The 15,201-nt window shown below is 35.2% G+C and carries 16 protein-coding genes; 13 read left to right on the top strand and 3 right to left on the bottom strand.

Annotated features, from left to right (window positions below; all coding sequences use genetic code 11):
• Positions 1-15: 15 nt before the first annotated feature.
• Positions 16-2,250, top strand: coding sequence for an ATP-binding protein (locus ISU00_RS10710; protein ID WP_228850653.1), 2,235 nt, complete (start codon positions 16-18; stop codon positions 2,248-2,250).
• Here ISU00_RS10710 and lpxK read toward each other — a convergent pair.
• Positions 2,230-3,243, bottom strand: coding sequence for a tetraacyldisaccharide 4'-kinase (lpxK, locus tag ISU00_RS10705; RefSeq protein ID WP_228850652.1), 1,014 nt, complete (start codon positions 3,241-3,243; stop codon positions 2,230-2,232). The genes ISU00_RS10710 and lpxK overlap by 21 nt on opposite strands.
• A 70-nt stretch (positions 3,244-3,313) precedes the next feature.
• Between lpxK and ISU00_RS10700 the strand changes: the two genes are divergently transcribed.
• The 4 genes from ISU00_RS10700 (at position 3,314) to ISU00_RS10685 (ending at position 6,704) form a co-directional block, all read left to right on the top strand.
• The gene (locus ISU00_RS10700) at positions 3,314-4,429 is read left to right on the top strand and encodes a Nif3-like dinuclear metal center hexameric protein (RefSeq protein WP_228850651.1); all 1,116 of its coding nucleotides are present in this window, start codon (positions 3,314-3,316) and stop codon (positions 4,427-4,429) included.
• Positions 4,430-4,431: 2 nt separating this feature from the next.
• Positions 4,432-5,211: a zinc ribbon domain-containing protein gene (locus tag ISU00_RS10695; RefSeq protein ID WP_228850650.1), complete on the top strand. Its 780-nt coding sequence runs from the start codon at positions 4,432-4,434 to the stop codon at positions 5,209-5,211.
• 120 nt (positions 5,212-5,331) lie between these two features.
• Positions 5,332-5,991: a peptide-methionine (S)-S-oxide reductase MsrA gene (gene msrA, locus ISU00_RS10690; RefSeq protein ID WP_228850649.1), complete on the top strand. Its 660-nt coding sequence runs from the start codon at positions 5,332-5,334 to the stop codon at positions 5,989-5,991.
• 29 nt (positions 5,992-6,020) lie between these two features.
• Positions 6,021-6,704 (top strand): hypothetical protein, encoded by a 684-nt coding sequence (locus ISU00_RS10685; RefSeq protein WP_228850648.1) that lies wholly within the window; start codon positions 6,021-6,023, stop codon positions 6,702-6,704.
• Between the two features lie 103 nt (positions 6,705-6,807).
• On the opposite strand, the gene ISU00_RS10680 is transcribed toward ISU00_RS10685, so the two are convergent.
• Complete coding sequence (locus ISU00_RS10680) at positions 6,808-7,017, bottom strand: (4Fe-4S)-binding protein (protein ID WP_228850647.1); 210 nt, start codon at positions 7,015-7,017, stop codon at positions 6,808-6,810.
• A gap of 95 nt (positions 7,018-7,112) precedes the next feature.
• Here ISU00_RS10680 and kynU point away from each other — a divergent pair, with 95 nt between their 5' ends.
• The 8 genes from kynU (at position 7,113) to ISU00_RS10640 (ending at position 14,916) form a co-directional block, all read left to right on the top strand.
• Positions 7,113-8,390, top strand: a complete 1,278-nt coding sequence (gene kynU, locus ISU00_RS10675) for a kynureninase (RefSeq protein ID WP_228850646.1) — start codon at positions 7,113-7,115, stop codon at positions 8,388-8,390.
• A complete protein-coding gene (locus ISU00_RS10670; protein ID WP_228850645.1) occupies positions 8,387-9,790 on the top strand; it encodes an FAD-dependent oxidoreductase in 1,404 nt (467 codons plus the stop codon). Before kynU ends, ISU00_RS10670 begins: the two co-directional genes overlap by 4 nt.
• Positions 9,791-9,801: 11 nt before the next feature.
• The gene (locus ISU00_RS10665; protein ID WP_228850644.1) at positions 9,802-10,209 is read left to right on the top strand and encodes a RidA family protein; all 408 of its coding nucleotides are present in this window, start codon (positions 9,802-9,804) and stop codon (positions 10,207-10,209) included.
• A gap of 24 nt (positions 10,210-10,233) precedes the next feature.
• Positions 10,234-11,676 (top strand): aldehyde dehydrogenase, encoded by a 1,443-nt coding sequence (locus ISU00_RS10660; protein WP_228850643.1) that lies wholly within the window; start codon positions 10,234-10,236, stop codon positions 11,674-11,676.
• A 36-nt stretch (positions 11,677-11,712) separates the two neighbouring features.
• A complete protein-coding gene (locus ISU00_RS10655; protein ID WP_228850642.1) occupies positions 11,713-12,492 on the top strand; it encodes an SDR family oxidoreductase in 780 nt (259 codons plus the stop codon).
• 93 nt (positions 12,493-12,585) lie between these two features.
• The gene (locus tag ISU00_RS10650; protein ID WP_228850641.1) at positions 12,586-13,122 is read left to right on the top strand and encodes a 3-hydroxyanthranilate 3,4-dioxygenase; all 537 of its coding nucleotides are present in this window, start codon (positions 12,586-12,588) and stop codon (positions 13,120-13,122) included.
• Between the two features lie 129 nt (positions 13,123-13,251).
• Positions 13,252-14,268: an amidohydrolase family protein gene (locus ISU00_RS10645; protein WP_228853730.1), complete on the top strand. Its 1,017-nt coding sequence runs from the start codon at positions 13,252-13,254 to the stop codon at positions 14,266-14,268.
• Between the two features lie 3 nt (positions 14,269-14,271).
• Positions 14,272-14,916 (top strand): O-methyltransferase, encoded by a 645-nt coding sequence (locus tag ISU00_RS10640; RefSeq protein ID WP_228850640.1) that lies wholly within the window; start codon positions 14,272-14,274, stop codon positions 14,914-14,916.
• Here ISU00_RS10640 and ISU00_RS10635 read toward each other — a convergent pair.
• Complete coding sequence (locus ISU00_RS10635) at positions 14,913-15,191, bottom strand: Sec-independent protein translocase subunit TatA/TatB (RefSeq protein ID WP_228850639.1); 279 nt, start codon at positions 15,189-15,191, stop codon at positions 14,913-14,915. The two genes, ISU00_RS10640 and ISU00_RS10635, sit on opposite strands and share 4 nt — an antisense overlap.
• Positions 15,192-15,201: the final 10 nt, after the last annotated feature.

Genomic DNA, 15,201 nt, shown 5'->3' with positions numbered 1-15,201 from the left:
TAAAAGTAGCCATTAATGTCCCAAATTAAACTTTATTTTGTTGCTTTTTGCTTTTTAGGATGCTTATCGCTTTATTCTCAAAAGTCTGATAATGAGAATATTGATAAAGCCCAAATTGAGATAGATGGCCTCATAACCCAGTCTGGATTTGACGTTGAAAGAGGAGAATATCTTAAAGCTCAAAATAACCTAAAACAAGCATTAGAAGTTGCTGAAACTGCAGGCAATCAGAAATATCAGGGAATTTTACACACGAAAATTGCCAAATTACAATATACCCTAAATGATGACAAAAATGCCCTTATGCATCTTAGCAAAGCGGCAGAACATCAGCGTCAGATTAACGATTACTCGAATCTTGCTATCACCTATCATATCAGAGGGGTTGTCCATGCAGGACTTGGAGACTATCAAACGGCATTAGACTATTTCAACTCCTCTAAAACCCAATTTGAGGAAAACGAATTGGAAGAATTTATTCCAGAAGTTTTACTTAATGAAGCTAAAGTTCAAATTGAATTAAAGAACTACAACAAAGCTAAATCTTTATTAGAGCAGGCTATTGTTATGGCAAGAAAATACGATGAAAATAATGTTTTAAGCAGTGCGCTAATACAAAATGGAATGGTTCTAAATGAACTTAACAACTACGATACTGCTTTACAAAAAACCCAGGAAGGATTGGCAATTTCCATAAAGGGAAACCAAGTTGACAATGTCAACAAGGCCTATCTCATATTAAGTGATATTTATAACAATAAGGGTAATTTCAAAAATTCCAATGATTATTTAAGAAAGCACATTCAACTTTCTGACTCTTTATACGAAGTCAATAAAGACCATTTCACTAATATGCAATTACAAGGCATAGGTAATAGTTTTAATGAAGTTGATTACCAAAAACTGAAGACCCAAATAGATGAGCAGAAAGCTGAAAGTAACCTCACAAGGATAACTACCATCTTAAGTATCGCATTAATTACAATACTTTCATTACTTACTCTTTCTCTATATAAAAACAATAATATTCGTTTGAAGACAAATAACATGCTTCATAAAAAAAATGATGAACTAATTGTTGCAAAAGAAAAAGCTGAATTGGCGTCTAAAACCAAGGCCAACTTTTTATCAACGGTTACTCACGAATTGAGGACGCCATTATACGCAGTTACAGGACTGACCAATATGCTGCTGGAAGAAAACCCCAAGCCGGATCAAATCCCACACCTAAAATCTCTTAAATTCTCTGGGGATTATTTACTAACGTTTATTAATGATATCCTACAAATAAATAAGATTGAAGCCAATAAAGTTGAGCTCGATCCGGAGTTATTCAATTTGAAGAAAAAGGTTGAAAATGTAATTGCAGCCCTTAATAACTCTGCATTAGACAATAACGTAAAAATTCATTTTGAATTTGACAAGGAGTTGCCTCAAACCTTTGTCGGAGATAATTTGAAGATTTCCCAGATATTAATAAACCTTATTGGTAACGCGATAAAATTTACAAAAGACGGCGATATTTGGGTTCGACTTAAAAAAGTGAAAAGTGATAAAGATGATTATGTTATTCGCTTTGAAGTTGAAGATAATGGCATAGGAATTAGCAAAGATAAGCAAGAGCATATGTTTGAAAGTTTCTCCCAAGGGTCTATTCAAATTAATCGAAAATATGGAGGAACCGGCCTTGGACTTTCTATCGTTAAAGGTCTTATAGATATATTAAAAGGAACCATTTATTTAAAAAGTGAACTAGGCAAAGGTTCTACTTTTACATTCGAAATACCCCTCACCTACTCGAGTGAATCTAAACCTGTTAAAAAAGAAGACTATTCTAAAAACATTAATCAATTGGACTTAACAAACATTAAAATTTTGGTTGTGGAGGATAACAAGATCAACCAAATGATCACCAAGAAAATTTTGAACAAAATGAATCTGCATTGCGATGTCGTTGACAATGGCGAAGAAGCAGTAGAAAAAGTGCGAAACAATTCTTACAGTGTCGTGTTGATGGACATCCACATGCCAGGCATAAGTGGATTAGAAGCAACGAAAATAATTCGCAGTTTTGATAAGGAATTAACCATTTTCGCTCTTACGGCAGTTACCTTAGAAGACAAAATGCACGAGTTTGACGAGGCTGGATTTAACGACATCATTTCGAAACCATTTAAGCAAGAAGATTTTGAAAAGAAATTATATTTAGCGTTAGCCAATAATCAAAATTCAGCAACGCCTATAGAGTAGATTTACTTTATTTAAAATGGACTCATTAAAAAGTTCCTTTTTATCAAATTCAATTCTTATTGGCAAAAAATAAAGGTTTTGGGGAACACCCTTTAATCTCCCAAAATCTTTTTCAGTAGTTAGAATTAAATCTTTCCCAGATAAATTAGCAATTTCTTCAGCCGTATAATTGTGGTGATCCTTAAAGGCTAAATGCTCAAATTCCAATCCCTTATTTACTAAAAATTCAATAAGCGGTTCAGGGTTAGCTATACCAGTAACCAAAGTAAATTTTTTACTTTTTAATTGATCAATAGACAGCTCCTCATTCGTTCCGATAATTTTATCGGCGTAAACAATCTTGCTAAAAAATACCTTTTGAGAGGGCAATGGATTAATTCTATCAACAATATGTTTTTTATCAATATCAGATAATTCATGCGGACATTTCGTTACCACAATTAAATCAGACCTATTAGCACCCTTTTTGGCCTCCCGCAAATTTCCTGTGGGCAACAGTAAATCGTCTAAATACATATTATTGAAGTCCGTTAAAAGGATATATAAGCCAGCCTTAACTTTTCTATGTTGAAATGCATCGTCTAGAATTATCACCTCAGGCGGGTTAGAAAGTTTCAATAATTGAGAAATTCCTCTCACCCTTTGTTCATCGACAGCAACCGTTACATCCTTATACTTGGAATAAAACTGAAAAGGCTCATCCCCAATTGTTATGGCATCTGACTGATTATTGGCTAAAACAAACCCTGATGTTTTCCGACCATAACCCCTACTAAGCGTTGCAACTTTAAAATCATCTCTTAACAATCGAATTAAATATTCAACCATAGGAGTCTTTCCAGTTCCTCCAACCGATAAATTACCGACTGCTATTACGGGCAAAGGAAAGGAAGTGCTCTTAAACCAGTTATGATCATAGGCGAAATTTCTGATTCGTGTAATCAAATCGTAAATGGGAACAATCGGTATTAAAAGCCACCTCAAGAGTTTCATCTCAGCGAAAGTAAATAATTTATATTTGTATTTAAGTCTGAAATATTACCAATCATAAACATTCCTTCCCATGACCATTCGCGATGTCATTAACGAATTAAATTGTTTAGCTCCATTTAAATACGCAGAAGAATTTGATAATGTTGGCCTACTGGTAGGAAATGCCAATTCAGAATTAAAAGGAATTCTGGTTTCACACGATGCTACCAAGGGTGTCGTTGAAGAAGCGGTAAACAAAAATTGCAACTTAATTGTATGCTTTCACCCAATTCTATTCAAAGGCCTTAAGTCAATTACTGGAAAGAATTATGTGGAGCAAAGCGTCATTCATGCCATCAAAAATGATATTTCAATAGTAGCAATCCATACTGCTTTAGACAACAATTTTTCCGGGGTAAATGATTTATTTAGAAAGGCTTTAGAACTAGAAGATCCAGAAATTTTAATTCCAAAAACCGGCACCATCAAAAAATTGGTTACTTACGTTCCAATAGACAGTATAGAAAAAGTAAAGACAGAATTATTCAATGCTGGCGCTGGAGCTATTGGTAATTATGACCATTGCAGTTTCGTTTCAGATGGAATTGGAAGTTTCAGAGGTAATGACATATCGAATCCCACTTACGGAACAAAGGGGGAAATTCAACATGAAAAAGAAAAAATGTTGTCAGTTACTTTTCACCAGCACTTAGAGTCGAAAGTTTTGAAATCGCTATTTAATTCTCATCCATACGAGGAAGTTGCCTATGAAATCACAACCTTGGAAAATACCAATCAAAAAATCGGACTGGGAATGGTTGGAAGATTAAGTAACGAAATGACTTCAGAGGAGTTTTTGAACCATGTTAAAAATAAACTTGGATTAAAATTTTTGCGACATTCTGCAAATTTGAATAAAAAAATATCTAAAGTTGCCGTTCTTGGAGGTTCTGGATCTTTCGCTATACCAAACGCAAAAAGCTCTGGTGTTGAAGCTTTTGTAACAGCAGATTTAAAATATCATGACTTTTTTAGTGCTGAAAATGAAATTCTGTTAATTGATGCTGGACATTTTGAAACCGAGCAGTTTATAAAATCATTTTTGTTCGATTATCTATCAAAAAAAATCACTAATTTTGCACCTGCCTTATCGGGAGGTAAGGTAATTTTATCAACAACAAATACTAATCCGGTAAAGTATTTTTAAATATGGCTAAAAAGGTTGAAAGTTCTGTTGAAGATCGTCTGAGAGCATTATACGATCTACAGTTAATCGACTCAAGAGTAGATGAAATAAGAAACATCAGAGGTGAATTGCCTTTAGAGGTAAGAGATCTTGAGGACGAGGTAGAGGGACTTCACAAAAGATTGGAAAAATTGGCGGTGAATGTGGAAATGATTGAAGCAGACATCAACGCTAAAAAAAATCTTATTGAAGAGGCAAAGGCCTTAATTAAAAAATATAGCGAACAACAAAAAAATGTTCGTAATAACAGAGAATATAACTCTCTTTCTAAAGAAGTTGAGTATCAGGAGCTAGAAATTCAATTGGCTGAAAAGCACATTAAAGAATACAAGGCTCAGATTGAAATGAAGAAGGAGGTAATTACTGAAACAAAAGATAAACTTAAGGACAGACAAACTCACCTTAAACATAAAAAGGGTGAACTAGATGCAATTCTTGCTGAAACTGAAAAGGAAGAAAATGCACTTTTGCAAAAGTCTGAAGAATATCAAAATCAAATCGATGACCGTTTGGTCCAGGCTTACCACAGAATTAGAAATAATGTTAAGAATGGTTTAGCAGTTGTACCTATCGAAAGAGGTGCTTCTGGAGGATCTTTCTTTACTATTCCACCCCAAGTTCAGGTAGAAATTGCTTCAAGAAAAAAAGTAATAACCGATGAACATTCTGGAAGGATTCTAGTTGACTCTCAATTAGCTGAAGAAGAAAAAGAGAAAATGGATAAAATGTTTTCTAAACTATAGTTTAGTCCATTTAAAATATTAAAGTCCCGTTAAGGGACTTTTTTTTGCTCCTATTTTAATATCTGTTAACTAACTTTATTAAGATTATTTAATTCAGTATAGATTAAAATATTAATTGCTATGAAAAATTATATACTCGCTTTATTTACAATAATAATGGTCTCGTGCAAACAAAATGCACAAGTATCAAAAGACCAACAAGCTGTCATCAACGCTGAACCGATAAGCGTCCCGATTGAAAAAGGCAATGCAAAGGCTTATTTTGCTAGTGGTTGTTTTTGGTGTGTAGAAGCAATCTACGAAAGTGTTAAAGGGGTTAAAGAAGCAATAAGTGGTTATGCTGGTGGCCATACCAAAAACCCAACCTACGAAGAAAGCAATACAGGCAGAACTGGTCATGCGGAAGCGGTTGAGGTTATCTACAACCCTGAAGTGGTTTCATTTTCTACCTTGGTGGATGTTTATTTTGGCTCACAGGATCCAACACAAAGAAATGGTCAAGGCCCAGATATAGGTTCACAATATCGCTCTATCATTTTTTATCAAAATGATGAACAAAAAAAGATCATTCAAGAAAAGATAAAAGAACTTGAGGAGAAAATTGGAACCCAGGTAGCTGCTGAAGTTTATCCGTTTCAAAAATTTTGGAAGGCCGAGAACTATCATCAGAACTATGAGAAGTTGCATCCTGAAAATCCCTATATTCAAAATGTATCAATACCAAGACTTAATAGGTTTAAAAAGAGATTTCCACAACTACTTAAAAATGGAACCCACTAATTATAAATTCAAAAATTAATAACTAGCCAATGAAATTTTATATCGGTCTATTCTCCCTAGCTCTTGTTCTGGCAAGCTGCAACCAAAACAAATCTAATAACGAGGAAAATAAATCTCATATTGAAAAAACCGTTGCAGAAAAGATTGCTGATCGTTATGGAATTGCCAAATTTAATGAAGTAGAAGAATTGCAATTCACCTTTAATGTAGATAACAAGGGTAGTCATCGCAGCAGGCAATATTCTTGGTTTCCAAAAACGGGTGACGTAACCTTCATGTCTGCCCAAGACACAATAAGCTTTAACCGCGATAAGGATATGGATAGTTTAACTATTAACGCTGATAAGGCATTTATTAATGATACGTATTGGTTACTTGCTCCCTTTAAATTAGTTTGGGATGAAGGCACCTCCATCTCCACACCTGAAAAAACAAAAGCGCCATTATCTGGAAATTTATTAAATAAAATAACTATAACCTATACTGGAAATGGAGGATATACCCCTGGTGACGCCTATGATTTTTATTTTGATGACAAATACCTAATAAAGGAATGGTCTTTTAGGAGAGGCAATCAATCGGAGCCTTCTTTGAATACTACTTGGGAAAATGAAGAATCTTTTGACGGGTTAGTTTTGGTAAAAGATCGTATTGTGCCAGGTGACGATTGGAAATTATATTTTACAGACCTCAATGTTAAATTTTCTAAATAATTAAAATTTAAACATCCATGAAAGGATATGTAGTCGTATATAAAATATAATATCCCGCATAATGCGTCAATATAAATACGGTGCTTCTTCAAGAAGCACTTTTTTATTGCTTTATACTTAAAGCACCTGACGGACATTTTTTAACTTGACTGACAATTTCATCAGATGTTGCACTATCTGTCTTAATCCAAGGACGTTCCTTGGGTTGAAATACGGCAGGCAATCCTCTTGCACAAATCCCTGAATGAATGCAAATTTCAGGTTTCCAAACTACAGTTATCTCACCGTTTGAATATTCTTTAATTTCAGCCATAAACTCTTAAATAATTTTCAAGATTAACCTTATTGATACTTTCATTTTAAACCCCATGGGGAATTCTTATTTTTGTTAAGATAGCAAACTTATCAATGCAAAACAATTTCAACGCTACCCCTGAATTCGCAAAACAATTAGACGCCTTAGACCAAATTAGGCCTTTCAGAAATGAGTTTTATATACCAAAAAATGAGAAAGGTGAAGAGTCTCTTTATTTATGCGGAAATTCTTTAGGACTACAACCTAAAAGAGCCAAAAAATATATTGAAGAAGAATTGGAAGATTGGGCTAAGTATGGTGTTGATGGCCATACAAAAGGTAAAAACCCATGGTTAAATTACCATGAATTACTCACTCAACCAATGGCAAATATTGTTGGTGCCAAACCTATTGAGGTGGTAGTAATGAATACGCTTACAACAAACTTGCATTTGTTAATGGCTTCATTTTATAGCCCAACACCAAGAAGATATAAAATTCTTATTGAGGCAGATGCTTTTCCTTCAGACAAATATGCTGTCGAATCACAAATCAAATTTCATGGCTATAACCCTGAGGAAAGTCTAATTATTTGGAAATCTACTGATGACAAACCCCTTCTAAAAATTGAAGATTTAGAACAAATATTAGAAACTCAAGGAGAAGAAATTTCACTATTGCTAATAGGATCTGTAAACTATTATACAGGTCAATATTTTGATTTGAAACAAATTACAAAATTGGCCCATTCCAAAGGATGCATGGTTGGTTTCGACTGTGCCCACGGAGCAGGAAATGTCGATCTGCGACTGCATGATTCTGGGGCTGATTTTGCTGCCTGGTGCAGTTATAAATATTTGAATTCAGGACCTGGAAGTTTGGCAGGAATTTTTGTGCATGAACGCCATGCCTACAATAAAAATTTAAACCGCTTTGCAGGTTGGTGGTCACATAATAAGGAAACTAGATTTAAGATGAGGGATGAGTTTGATGTACTTCCCGGTGCTGAAGGTTGGCAATTGAGCAATCCTCCAATACTCTCTATGGCAGCCATAAAAGCATCACTATCTGTTTTTGAAGAAGCCAGATTCCCTAGACTATTGGAAAAATCCAAAAAACTTTCAGCCTACTTTGAATATTTAATCAATAACTTGAAGAGTGAAAATATCTCTATTATAACACCAAAAAATACTGAAGATCGAGGTTGTCAATTATCCATAAGAGTGAGAAACGCAAATAAATCGTTACATCGCAAACTTGAAGAAGCCAATGTAATTTGCGATTGGCGTGAACCAGATGTAATAAGGTGCGCCCCCGTGCCACTTTACAATTCTTATTTTGATGTTTTTCTTACAGTTGAACGTTTAGAAAAAATTCTAGCAGAAATATGAAAGGTCAACAAAACGTATTAATTATTGGAGCGGGCTTGTGTGGTTCTTTATTAGCTCTTAGACTTGGACAGAGGGGGTATAGAGTTTCAGTCTATGAAAAGAGACCTGATCTGCGCAAAACCAATATTTCTGCCGGTCGCTCAATAAATTTGGCCTTTTCAAATCGTGGTGCCAAAGCAATGAATATGGTTGGAATTCTAGATAAAGTTCTTCCTCTATGCATACCAATGAATGGCAGAATGCTTCATGACAAGGAAGGAAAAACTATCTTTTCACCTTATAGCGGAAGAGAAAACGAATATATCAATTCAATTTCTAGGAGCGAATTGACGGCCTTATTGATGTCAGAAGCAGAGAAACATACCAATGTTAGTATTTACTTTAATAGGCAATGTGAGTCTGTAGATTTTGAAGGAACTACAGCCTTCTTTAAAGATTTGGAAACCAATTCAGAATTTATTGAAGATGCGGATATTATTATTGCGACCGACGGAGCCGGTTCTGTCCTAAGAAAAGATTATTTTCTAAGTAATAAATTCTTATTCAGTATGTCTCAAGAATTTTTAAGCCATGGATATAAGGAACTTTCGATACTACCTACAAGCAATGGAGATTTCAAAACCTATAAAAATGCGCTCCATATCTGGCCAAGGAAAGATTTTATGCTAATTGCCTTACCTAATTTGGATGGTAGTTTTACAGTAACTCTATTTTTAGATTTTAAAAATGGAACCTATAATTTTAAAGATTTAGATTCCTCTGAAAAGATAATTGAATTTTTCAAGAAGGAATTTCCTGATGCTTTGCAACTAATGCCTAACCTTACAGATGATTTTTTCAAAAATCCATCCTCTCCTCTTGGTACAGTTAAATGCTCACCGTGGAATTATAAAGGAAATACACTTTTGATGGGAGACGCTGCACATGCTATAGTTCCTTTTTATGGGCAAGGAATGAATGCTTCCTTTGAAGACGTAACAGTTTTCGATAGTATTTTGGATCGCTCTCTTTCAAGTTGGGAAGAGGTTTTTGAAACTTTTGAACAAGAACGCAAAAGGGACACTGACGCCATTGCTGAATTGGCCCTAGACAATTTCAATGAAATGAAAGACCATGTTTCTAACGATATTTTTAGAATAAAGCGAGACATTGAAATGATTCTGGAAAAAACCTTTCCTGAACGTTATTCATCCAAATATAGCATGGTAACTTTCAACGAAGATATTGGATATAGGGAAGCTATGATTAAGGGCAGAGCCCAAGACAAGGCAATATTAAACTTGATTTCAGATGGAAAGATTACGAGTTACCAATCACCTGATATTTTAATTGACATTATTGAAAAGGCGACGAATGAGGTACTCGAAGATGATGCCATTGCAAAATCTTTACACAAATAAAAAAGATAATTATGAAGGAATCCATTGTTACTCCTAGAGGCGCTTATCCACATGTTAAAGTTGTGGGAGATTTCATCTTTGTTTCGGGCACTAGTTCTCGAAAGGCAGATAACTCAATTGAAGGTGTAGACGTTATTGATGAGATGGGTACCAAACGCTTAAATATAGAAAAGCAAACACGTGCGGTAATAAAAAATATCGAGAAGAATCTCGCAAGCGTTGGGGCAACTTTAAAAGATATCGTTGATGTGACGTCCTTCTTGGTGAATATGAACGATTTTGCTGGATATAATAAGACATATGCGGAATTTTTCGACAAAGAAACGGGACCTGCCAGGACCACAGTTGCAGTACATCAATTACCTCATCCAGATTTAGTTGTCGAGATTAAAGTAACGGCTTACAAGAAAAGAAAATAGTATTTTCATTCCATTCAAGAAGAAATGACTATAAAAAATTATATAAATGGAGAATTTCTTAATCCCATAGGTGACCAATGGTTAGATAATTATTGTCCTAGCGATGGATCTATCTATGGAAAGATTCCAAATTCTTTCATTGAGGATGTTGATTTAGCATATGAATCAGCAAATTCTGCATTTAGCGAATGGTCTCAAACTACATTGGATACGCGCAGCAGAATTCTTATAAAGATTTCTGAGTTATTAGAAACCAATTTAGATCGATTTGCTGAGGCAGAGAGTAAGGACAATGGCAAACCATTAAGTTTGGCCAAATCTATTGATATCCCTCGGGCCGCAAGCAACTTTAGGTTTTTTGGTAATGCCATTACTCAGTTTTCTAGTGAAAGTCATGAAAGTGTCGGGCAAAATGCGATAAATTTTACGCTACGTCAGCCCATTGGTGTCGTAGGATGTATTTCTCCGTGGAACCTTCCCCTCTATTTGTTTAGCTGGAAAATTGCGCCAGCACTAGCGGCCGGTAATTGCGTTATTGCCAAACCAAGTGAAGTAACACCAATGACAGCTTTTTTATTGGGTGAAATTTGCAATGATGCGGGGCTACCAAAGGGGGTTTTAAATATTGTTCATGGTTTAGGTGAGACTTGTGGTCAAGCAATTATTGAACATCCAAAAATTAAAGCCATTTCCTTCACTGGAGGTACTGCCACTGGAGCAAAGATTGCTCAAGTCGCTGCACCTATGTTTAAAAAATTATCCTTAGAACTTGGAGGAAAAAATCCGAATATCATTTTTGCTGATTGCGATTTTGAAAAGATGCTGGACACTACAATTAGATCTTCATTTTCTAATCAGGGTCAAATTTGCCTGTGTGGAAGCCGTATTTTTGTTGAATCGAATATCTATCCTCGATTTAAAGAAGAATTTGTTTCTAAGGTTAAAGAACTTAAGGTGGGGCATCCTTCCGATAATTTAACTAAAGTCGGAGCAGTAGTTTCAAAATCCCACAAAGAAAAAATAATGTCCTACCTTAAAAGTGCAGAAAATGAAGGAGGTAAGATTTTATGTGGAGGTTACGAATCCGTTGTTTCGGGTTTTGAAAACGGATATTACATTGCCCCAACTGTCATAGAAATAGAATCGAACAACTGCAGGCTTAATCAAGAAGAAATTTTTGGACCTATCGTTACAATTATGCCATTTGAAACCGAAGAAGAAGTTTTGCAAATGGCGAACGATGTTCCTTATGGCCTATCTGCAAGCATTTGGACCCAAAATATGAATAGGGCTCTTCGAATGTCAAAATCCATCGAGGCTGGTATTGTATGGATTAACACTTGGATGATGCGCGATTTGCGAACCCCTTTTGGTGGTGTCAAACAATCTGGAGTAGGTCGCGAAGGTGGTATGGAGGCATTAAAATTTTTTACAGAACAAAAAAATATTTGCATCAGTTATGACTAATGCAATACATTTTACAATTAGAATATATTTTTACGAATGAACTTTGAACTAAAAAATACGTATGCTTTAGTATGCGGAAGCACACAAGGCATAGGTAAACAAACTGCAATAACCTTGGCTAATGAAGGTGTTAATGTAACATTGTTAGCTAGAAATGAAAATTCACTCAAGGAAACCTTAAAGAAACTCCCTGAAGGCAACCACAATTATATTGTTGCCGATTTTTCCAAGCCTGAAGAGGTAGAGCTGAAAGTAAATGAATTTATCACTAATAATCACGGCTTTCATATTTTAATAAACAATACCGGCGGTCCGCCATCTGGCCAAATTATAGAGGCTACTGCCGAACAATTTTATAGGGCTTTCAATATGCATCTAATATGTTCACATCTTCTAGCTCAGGCATGTCTTCCGTTTATGAAATCAGAAGGATTTGGAAGAATTATCAATGTTATTTCAACTTCAGTTAAAGAACCCATACCTGGATTGGGGGTAAGTAATACAATTAGAAATGCAGTAGGAAATTGGAGCAAAACTATGTCTTTTGAACTAGCTCGATTTGGAATTACCGTAAACAATGTCCTACCAGGTTTTACTGCTACTTCAAGATTGGATGAAATTGTTGGTATAAAAGCAAAAAAAGAATCGAAGACAATTGAATCTATGGAAGAAGAAATGAAACAATATGTACCTGCTAAACGCTTTGGAAAACCTGAGGAAACTGCCGCCGCAATAGCATTTTTGGCAAGTAGAAAGGCTGGGTACATTAATGGAATTAATCTACCTGTGGATGGTGGACGAACCAAAAGCTTATAATAAAATGCTAATGCGCTTTTTTAAGGTTTAGCATGTTTGTACCTTAGTAACTAACTGAAGTTATAGGACATCAAATTTTAAATTGAAACAATTATGAGTAAACTTGTTTCCCCAGTTAATTTTAAAAACTGGATTGAAGAAAACAGACATTTATTAAAGCCACCTGTAGGCAATAAGGTAGTATGGGAAGATGGAGATTTCATAGTAATGGTGGTTGGTGGACCTAACAGTCGAAAAGATTATCACTATAATGAAACTCCTGAATTTTTCTATCAAGTTGAAGGAGATATTGTTTTAAAGGTGATTGACGAAGGTGAACCAAAAGATATTCATATTGAGGAGGGTGAAATTTTTCTATTGCCACCAAAGGTTCCTCATTCACCCCAAAGAGGAGCAAATACAGTAGGCTTGGTTATTGAATACAAGCGACCAGAGGGAACAAAAGATGCATTGATGTGGTTTTGTGAAAATTGCTCAACCAAACTATACGAAGAGAATTTTCAGTTGGAAAATATAGAAGTTGACCTACCTAAAATTTTTGACAAATATTATGGTGACTTAAGCAGTCGAAAATGTCCTAATTGTGGGGAAATTATGCAACCACCCAAAAAGGTTCAGCTTGCTGACTAATCTAAATCTTATTTTTTGAATACAATTGAAATAAAAGAGTCTAATAAATCCGTGAAAAATGCCGTGAAAAATCTCCGCATTAATGGTCATTCCCATTTACTTCCTTATCCTGAGGAGATACCTCAGTTTATGAAAGACAAGGGCATTTTTTGGGTAGATAAAGACAGGAAATTCATGCTCCAGAAAGATTGGAGCCGCCCTGTTACAGACTCCAGTTTTTTCCTTCACGAGAAATTACAATGGATGGAACGTTTTAATATCGACCATGCTGTTGTATTAAATTTATCTCAACTTTATGGCAATGGCCTTAGGGTTGAAGAAATGAAACAGGCATTGCGATTTCAAAATGATTTTAATGCCAAAGTACAGAACGATTTTCCGAGCAAATTCACTTGTGGTTTTGTTGTTCATCCTGGTTTTGTGAGAGGTGCTTGTTGGGAAATTGAACGATGCGTTGAGGAATTAGGAATGCAGCTGTTATGCTTGCCAACACATTTCATGGATTCTATCGGAACATGGCGCTGTATTTTTGATGAAGAGAATGAACCTATTTTTGAATTGGCAAGTAAATATAATTTGGCAGTTGAGGTTCATCCATATGATGGGGAAAAATTTATAAAACTTCAAAATACAGCTTGGCGCTTCCATTTAATTTGGATGTTAGCTCAATGTGCGGATGCGTACCACTTTTACACTTTAAATGGATACCAGGAAAAGTTTCAAAATATGCGAGTTTGTTTTGCCCATGGCTGTCAGCTAGCACAAATTAATCTTGGAAGGCGTATACAAGGATTTGATGGACGACCCGATCTTTTTGAAGGTAAAAATCACCCAAGAAAAGCAGTAGGACATAAAAATATTTTCTTCGACACTTTGGTACATGATACTGGTTCTCTAAAACTTCTTATTGCTAACCAATCTTCTAAACAAGTTATAATGGGTCTAGATGACCCCTACCCTTTAGGTGAAATGGAAAGCGAAAAGCAATCTTCTTATCCAGGGAAAATTTTGGATTTGGCCTTAGAGAGAAATATAATTTCTGAAGAAGAAAAGGTAGCGATTTGGCAAGACAATGTAATACAATGGCTGTTCGGTGATAACCAAAATGCCAAAGATGAATTTATCAAAAGGGTTACTAAGGTTTAACCAATGGACTTTTTAGACGACAAAATTAATGACTATATAGAGTTCCATTCTGAAAATGAACCGCCTTTGCTTCAACAATTGAGCAGGGAAACTTGGCAAAAAATTTTACAACCAAGAATGTTAAGCGGTCATTATCAAGGAAGGGTTTTAAGCCTTATTTCAAAATTGGTACGCCCTGCGAACATATTAGAAATAGGAACCTATACCGGATATTCGGCCCTTTGTCTAGCAGAAGGATTACAGGCAAATGGTATACTTCATACAATTGACATAAATGAGGAACTTTACGACTTTCAGAAAAAGTATTTTGAAATGTCTGAATTCAGAAATAATATAAAACAACATTTGGGAGATGCTCTTGACATCATACCTAAATTAAATGGCCAATTTGATTTGGTATTTATAGATGCCGATAAAAGCAATTATCCCAACTATTTCGATTTGGTAATTGATAGAATTTCGGCAGGTGGAATTTTAATTTCTGATAATGTTCTTTGGAGTGGTAAGGTGTTGGAAAAAATAGAGGAGGATGACATTGATACCAAGGCCCTTGTGAAATATAACATGATTCTAAAAAACGATTCGAGGGTTGAAACCGTAATTCTCCCTATACGGGATGGATTAACAATAAGCCGAAAGAAATCTTAAAAATTTCTTTTCACACTGCCCCCGAATTCATCCAGATCTTCTTTTACCTTATTGATTTCTTCAGAAATTTCTTTGGTAAAGCTTGTATCAATGCCATTAGTATCGGCACTTTTAGTTATTTCGTGCTTAATTTCATTCGTAGCATCCCTTAACACTCTCATGCCTTTTCCCATGCCCCTAGCAATCTCTGGTAACTTATCTGCGCCAAAAACCATCACCACAATAAAAAGGATGAAAATTAATTCAGGCGTACCTATGAATAAAAATGTTGACATTATTTCCACA

The sequence above is a fragment of the Aegicerativicinus sediminis genome, from assembly GCF_015476115.1.
GTDB classification, from domain to species: domain Bacteria; phylum Bacteroidota; class Bacteroidia; order Flavobacteriales; family Flavobacteriaceae; genus Aegicerativicinus; species Aegicerativicinus sediminis.
Note: the sequence above shows the minus strand (reverse complement) of the source record. Positions and strands in the feature narration are given on the sequence as shown.

Excerpts from the sequence above, each read along its gene's own strand:
- ISU00_RS10710 (WP_228850653.1), top strand. The coding sequence starts at position 16 with ATGTCCCAAATTAAACTTTATTTTGTTGCTTTTTGCTTTTTAGGATGC.
- lpxK (WP_228850652.1), bottom strand. The coding sequence starts at position 3,243 with ATGAAACTCTTGAGGTGGCTTTTAATACCGATTGTTCCCATTTACGAT.
- ISU00_RS10700 (WP_228850651.1), top strand. The coding sequence starts at position 3,314 with ATGACCATTCGCGATGTCATTAACGAATTAAATTGTTTAGCTCCATTT.
- ISU00_RS10695 (WP_228850650.1), top strand. The coding sequence starts at position 4,432 with ATGGCTAAAAAGGTTGAAAGTTCTGTTGAAGATCGTCTGAGAGCATTA.
- msrA (WP_228850649.1), top strand. The coding sequence starts at position 5,332 with ATGAAAAATTATATACTCGCTTTATTTACAATAATAATGGTCTCGTGC.
- ISU00_RS10685 (WP_228850648.1), top strand. The coding sequence starts at position 6,021 with ATGAAATTTTATATCGGTCTATTCTCCCTAGCTCTTGTTCTGGCAAGC.
- ISU00_RS10680 (WP_228850647.1), bottom strand. The coding sequence starts at position 7,017 with ATGGCTGAAATTAAAGAATATTCAAACGGTGAGATAACTGTAGTTTGG.
- kynU (WP_228850646.1), top strand. The coding sequence starts at position 7,113 with ATGCAAAACAATTTCAACGCTACCCCTGAATTCGCAAAACAATTAGAC.
- ISU00_RS10670 (WP_228850645.1), top strand. The coding sequence starts at position 8,387 with ATGAAAGGTCAACAAAACGTATTAATTATTGGAGCGGGCTTGTGTGGT.
- ISU00_RS10665 (WP_228850644.1), top strand. The coding sequence starts at position 9,802 with ATGAAGGAATCCATTGTTACTCCTAGAGGCGCTTATCCACATGTTAAA.
- ISU00_RS10660 (WP_228850643.1), top strand. The coding sequence starts at position 10,234 with ATGACTATAAAAAATTATATAAATGGAGAATTTCTTAATCCCATAGGT.
- ISU00_RS10655 (WP_228850642.1), top strand. The coding sequence starts at position 11,713 with ATGAACTTTGAACTAAAAAATACGTATGCTTTAGTATGCGGAAGCACA.
- ISU00_RS10650 (WP_228850641.1), top strand. The coding sequence starts at position 12,586 with ATGAGTAAACTTGTTTCCCCAGTTAATTTTAAAAACTGGATTGAAGAA.
- ISU00_RS10645 (WP_228853730.1), top strand. The coding sequence starts at position 13,252 with ATGAAAGACAAGGGCATTTTTTGGGTAGATAAAGACAGGAAATTCATG.
- ISU00_RS10640 (WP_228850640.1), top strand. The coding sequence starts at position 14,272 with ATGGACTTTTTAGACGACAAAATTAATGACTATATAGAGTTCCATTCT.
- ISU00_RS10635 (WP_228850639.1), bottom strand. The coding sequence starts at position 15,191 with ATGTCAACATTTTTATTCATAGGTACGCCTGAATTAATTTTCATCCTT.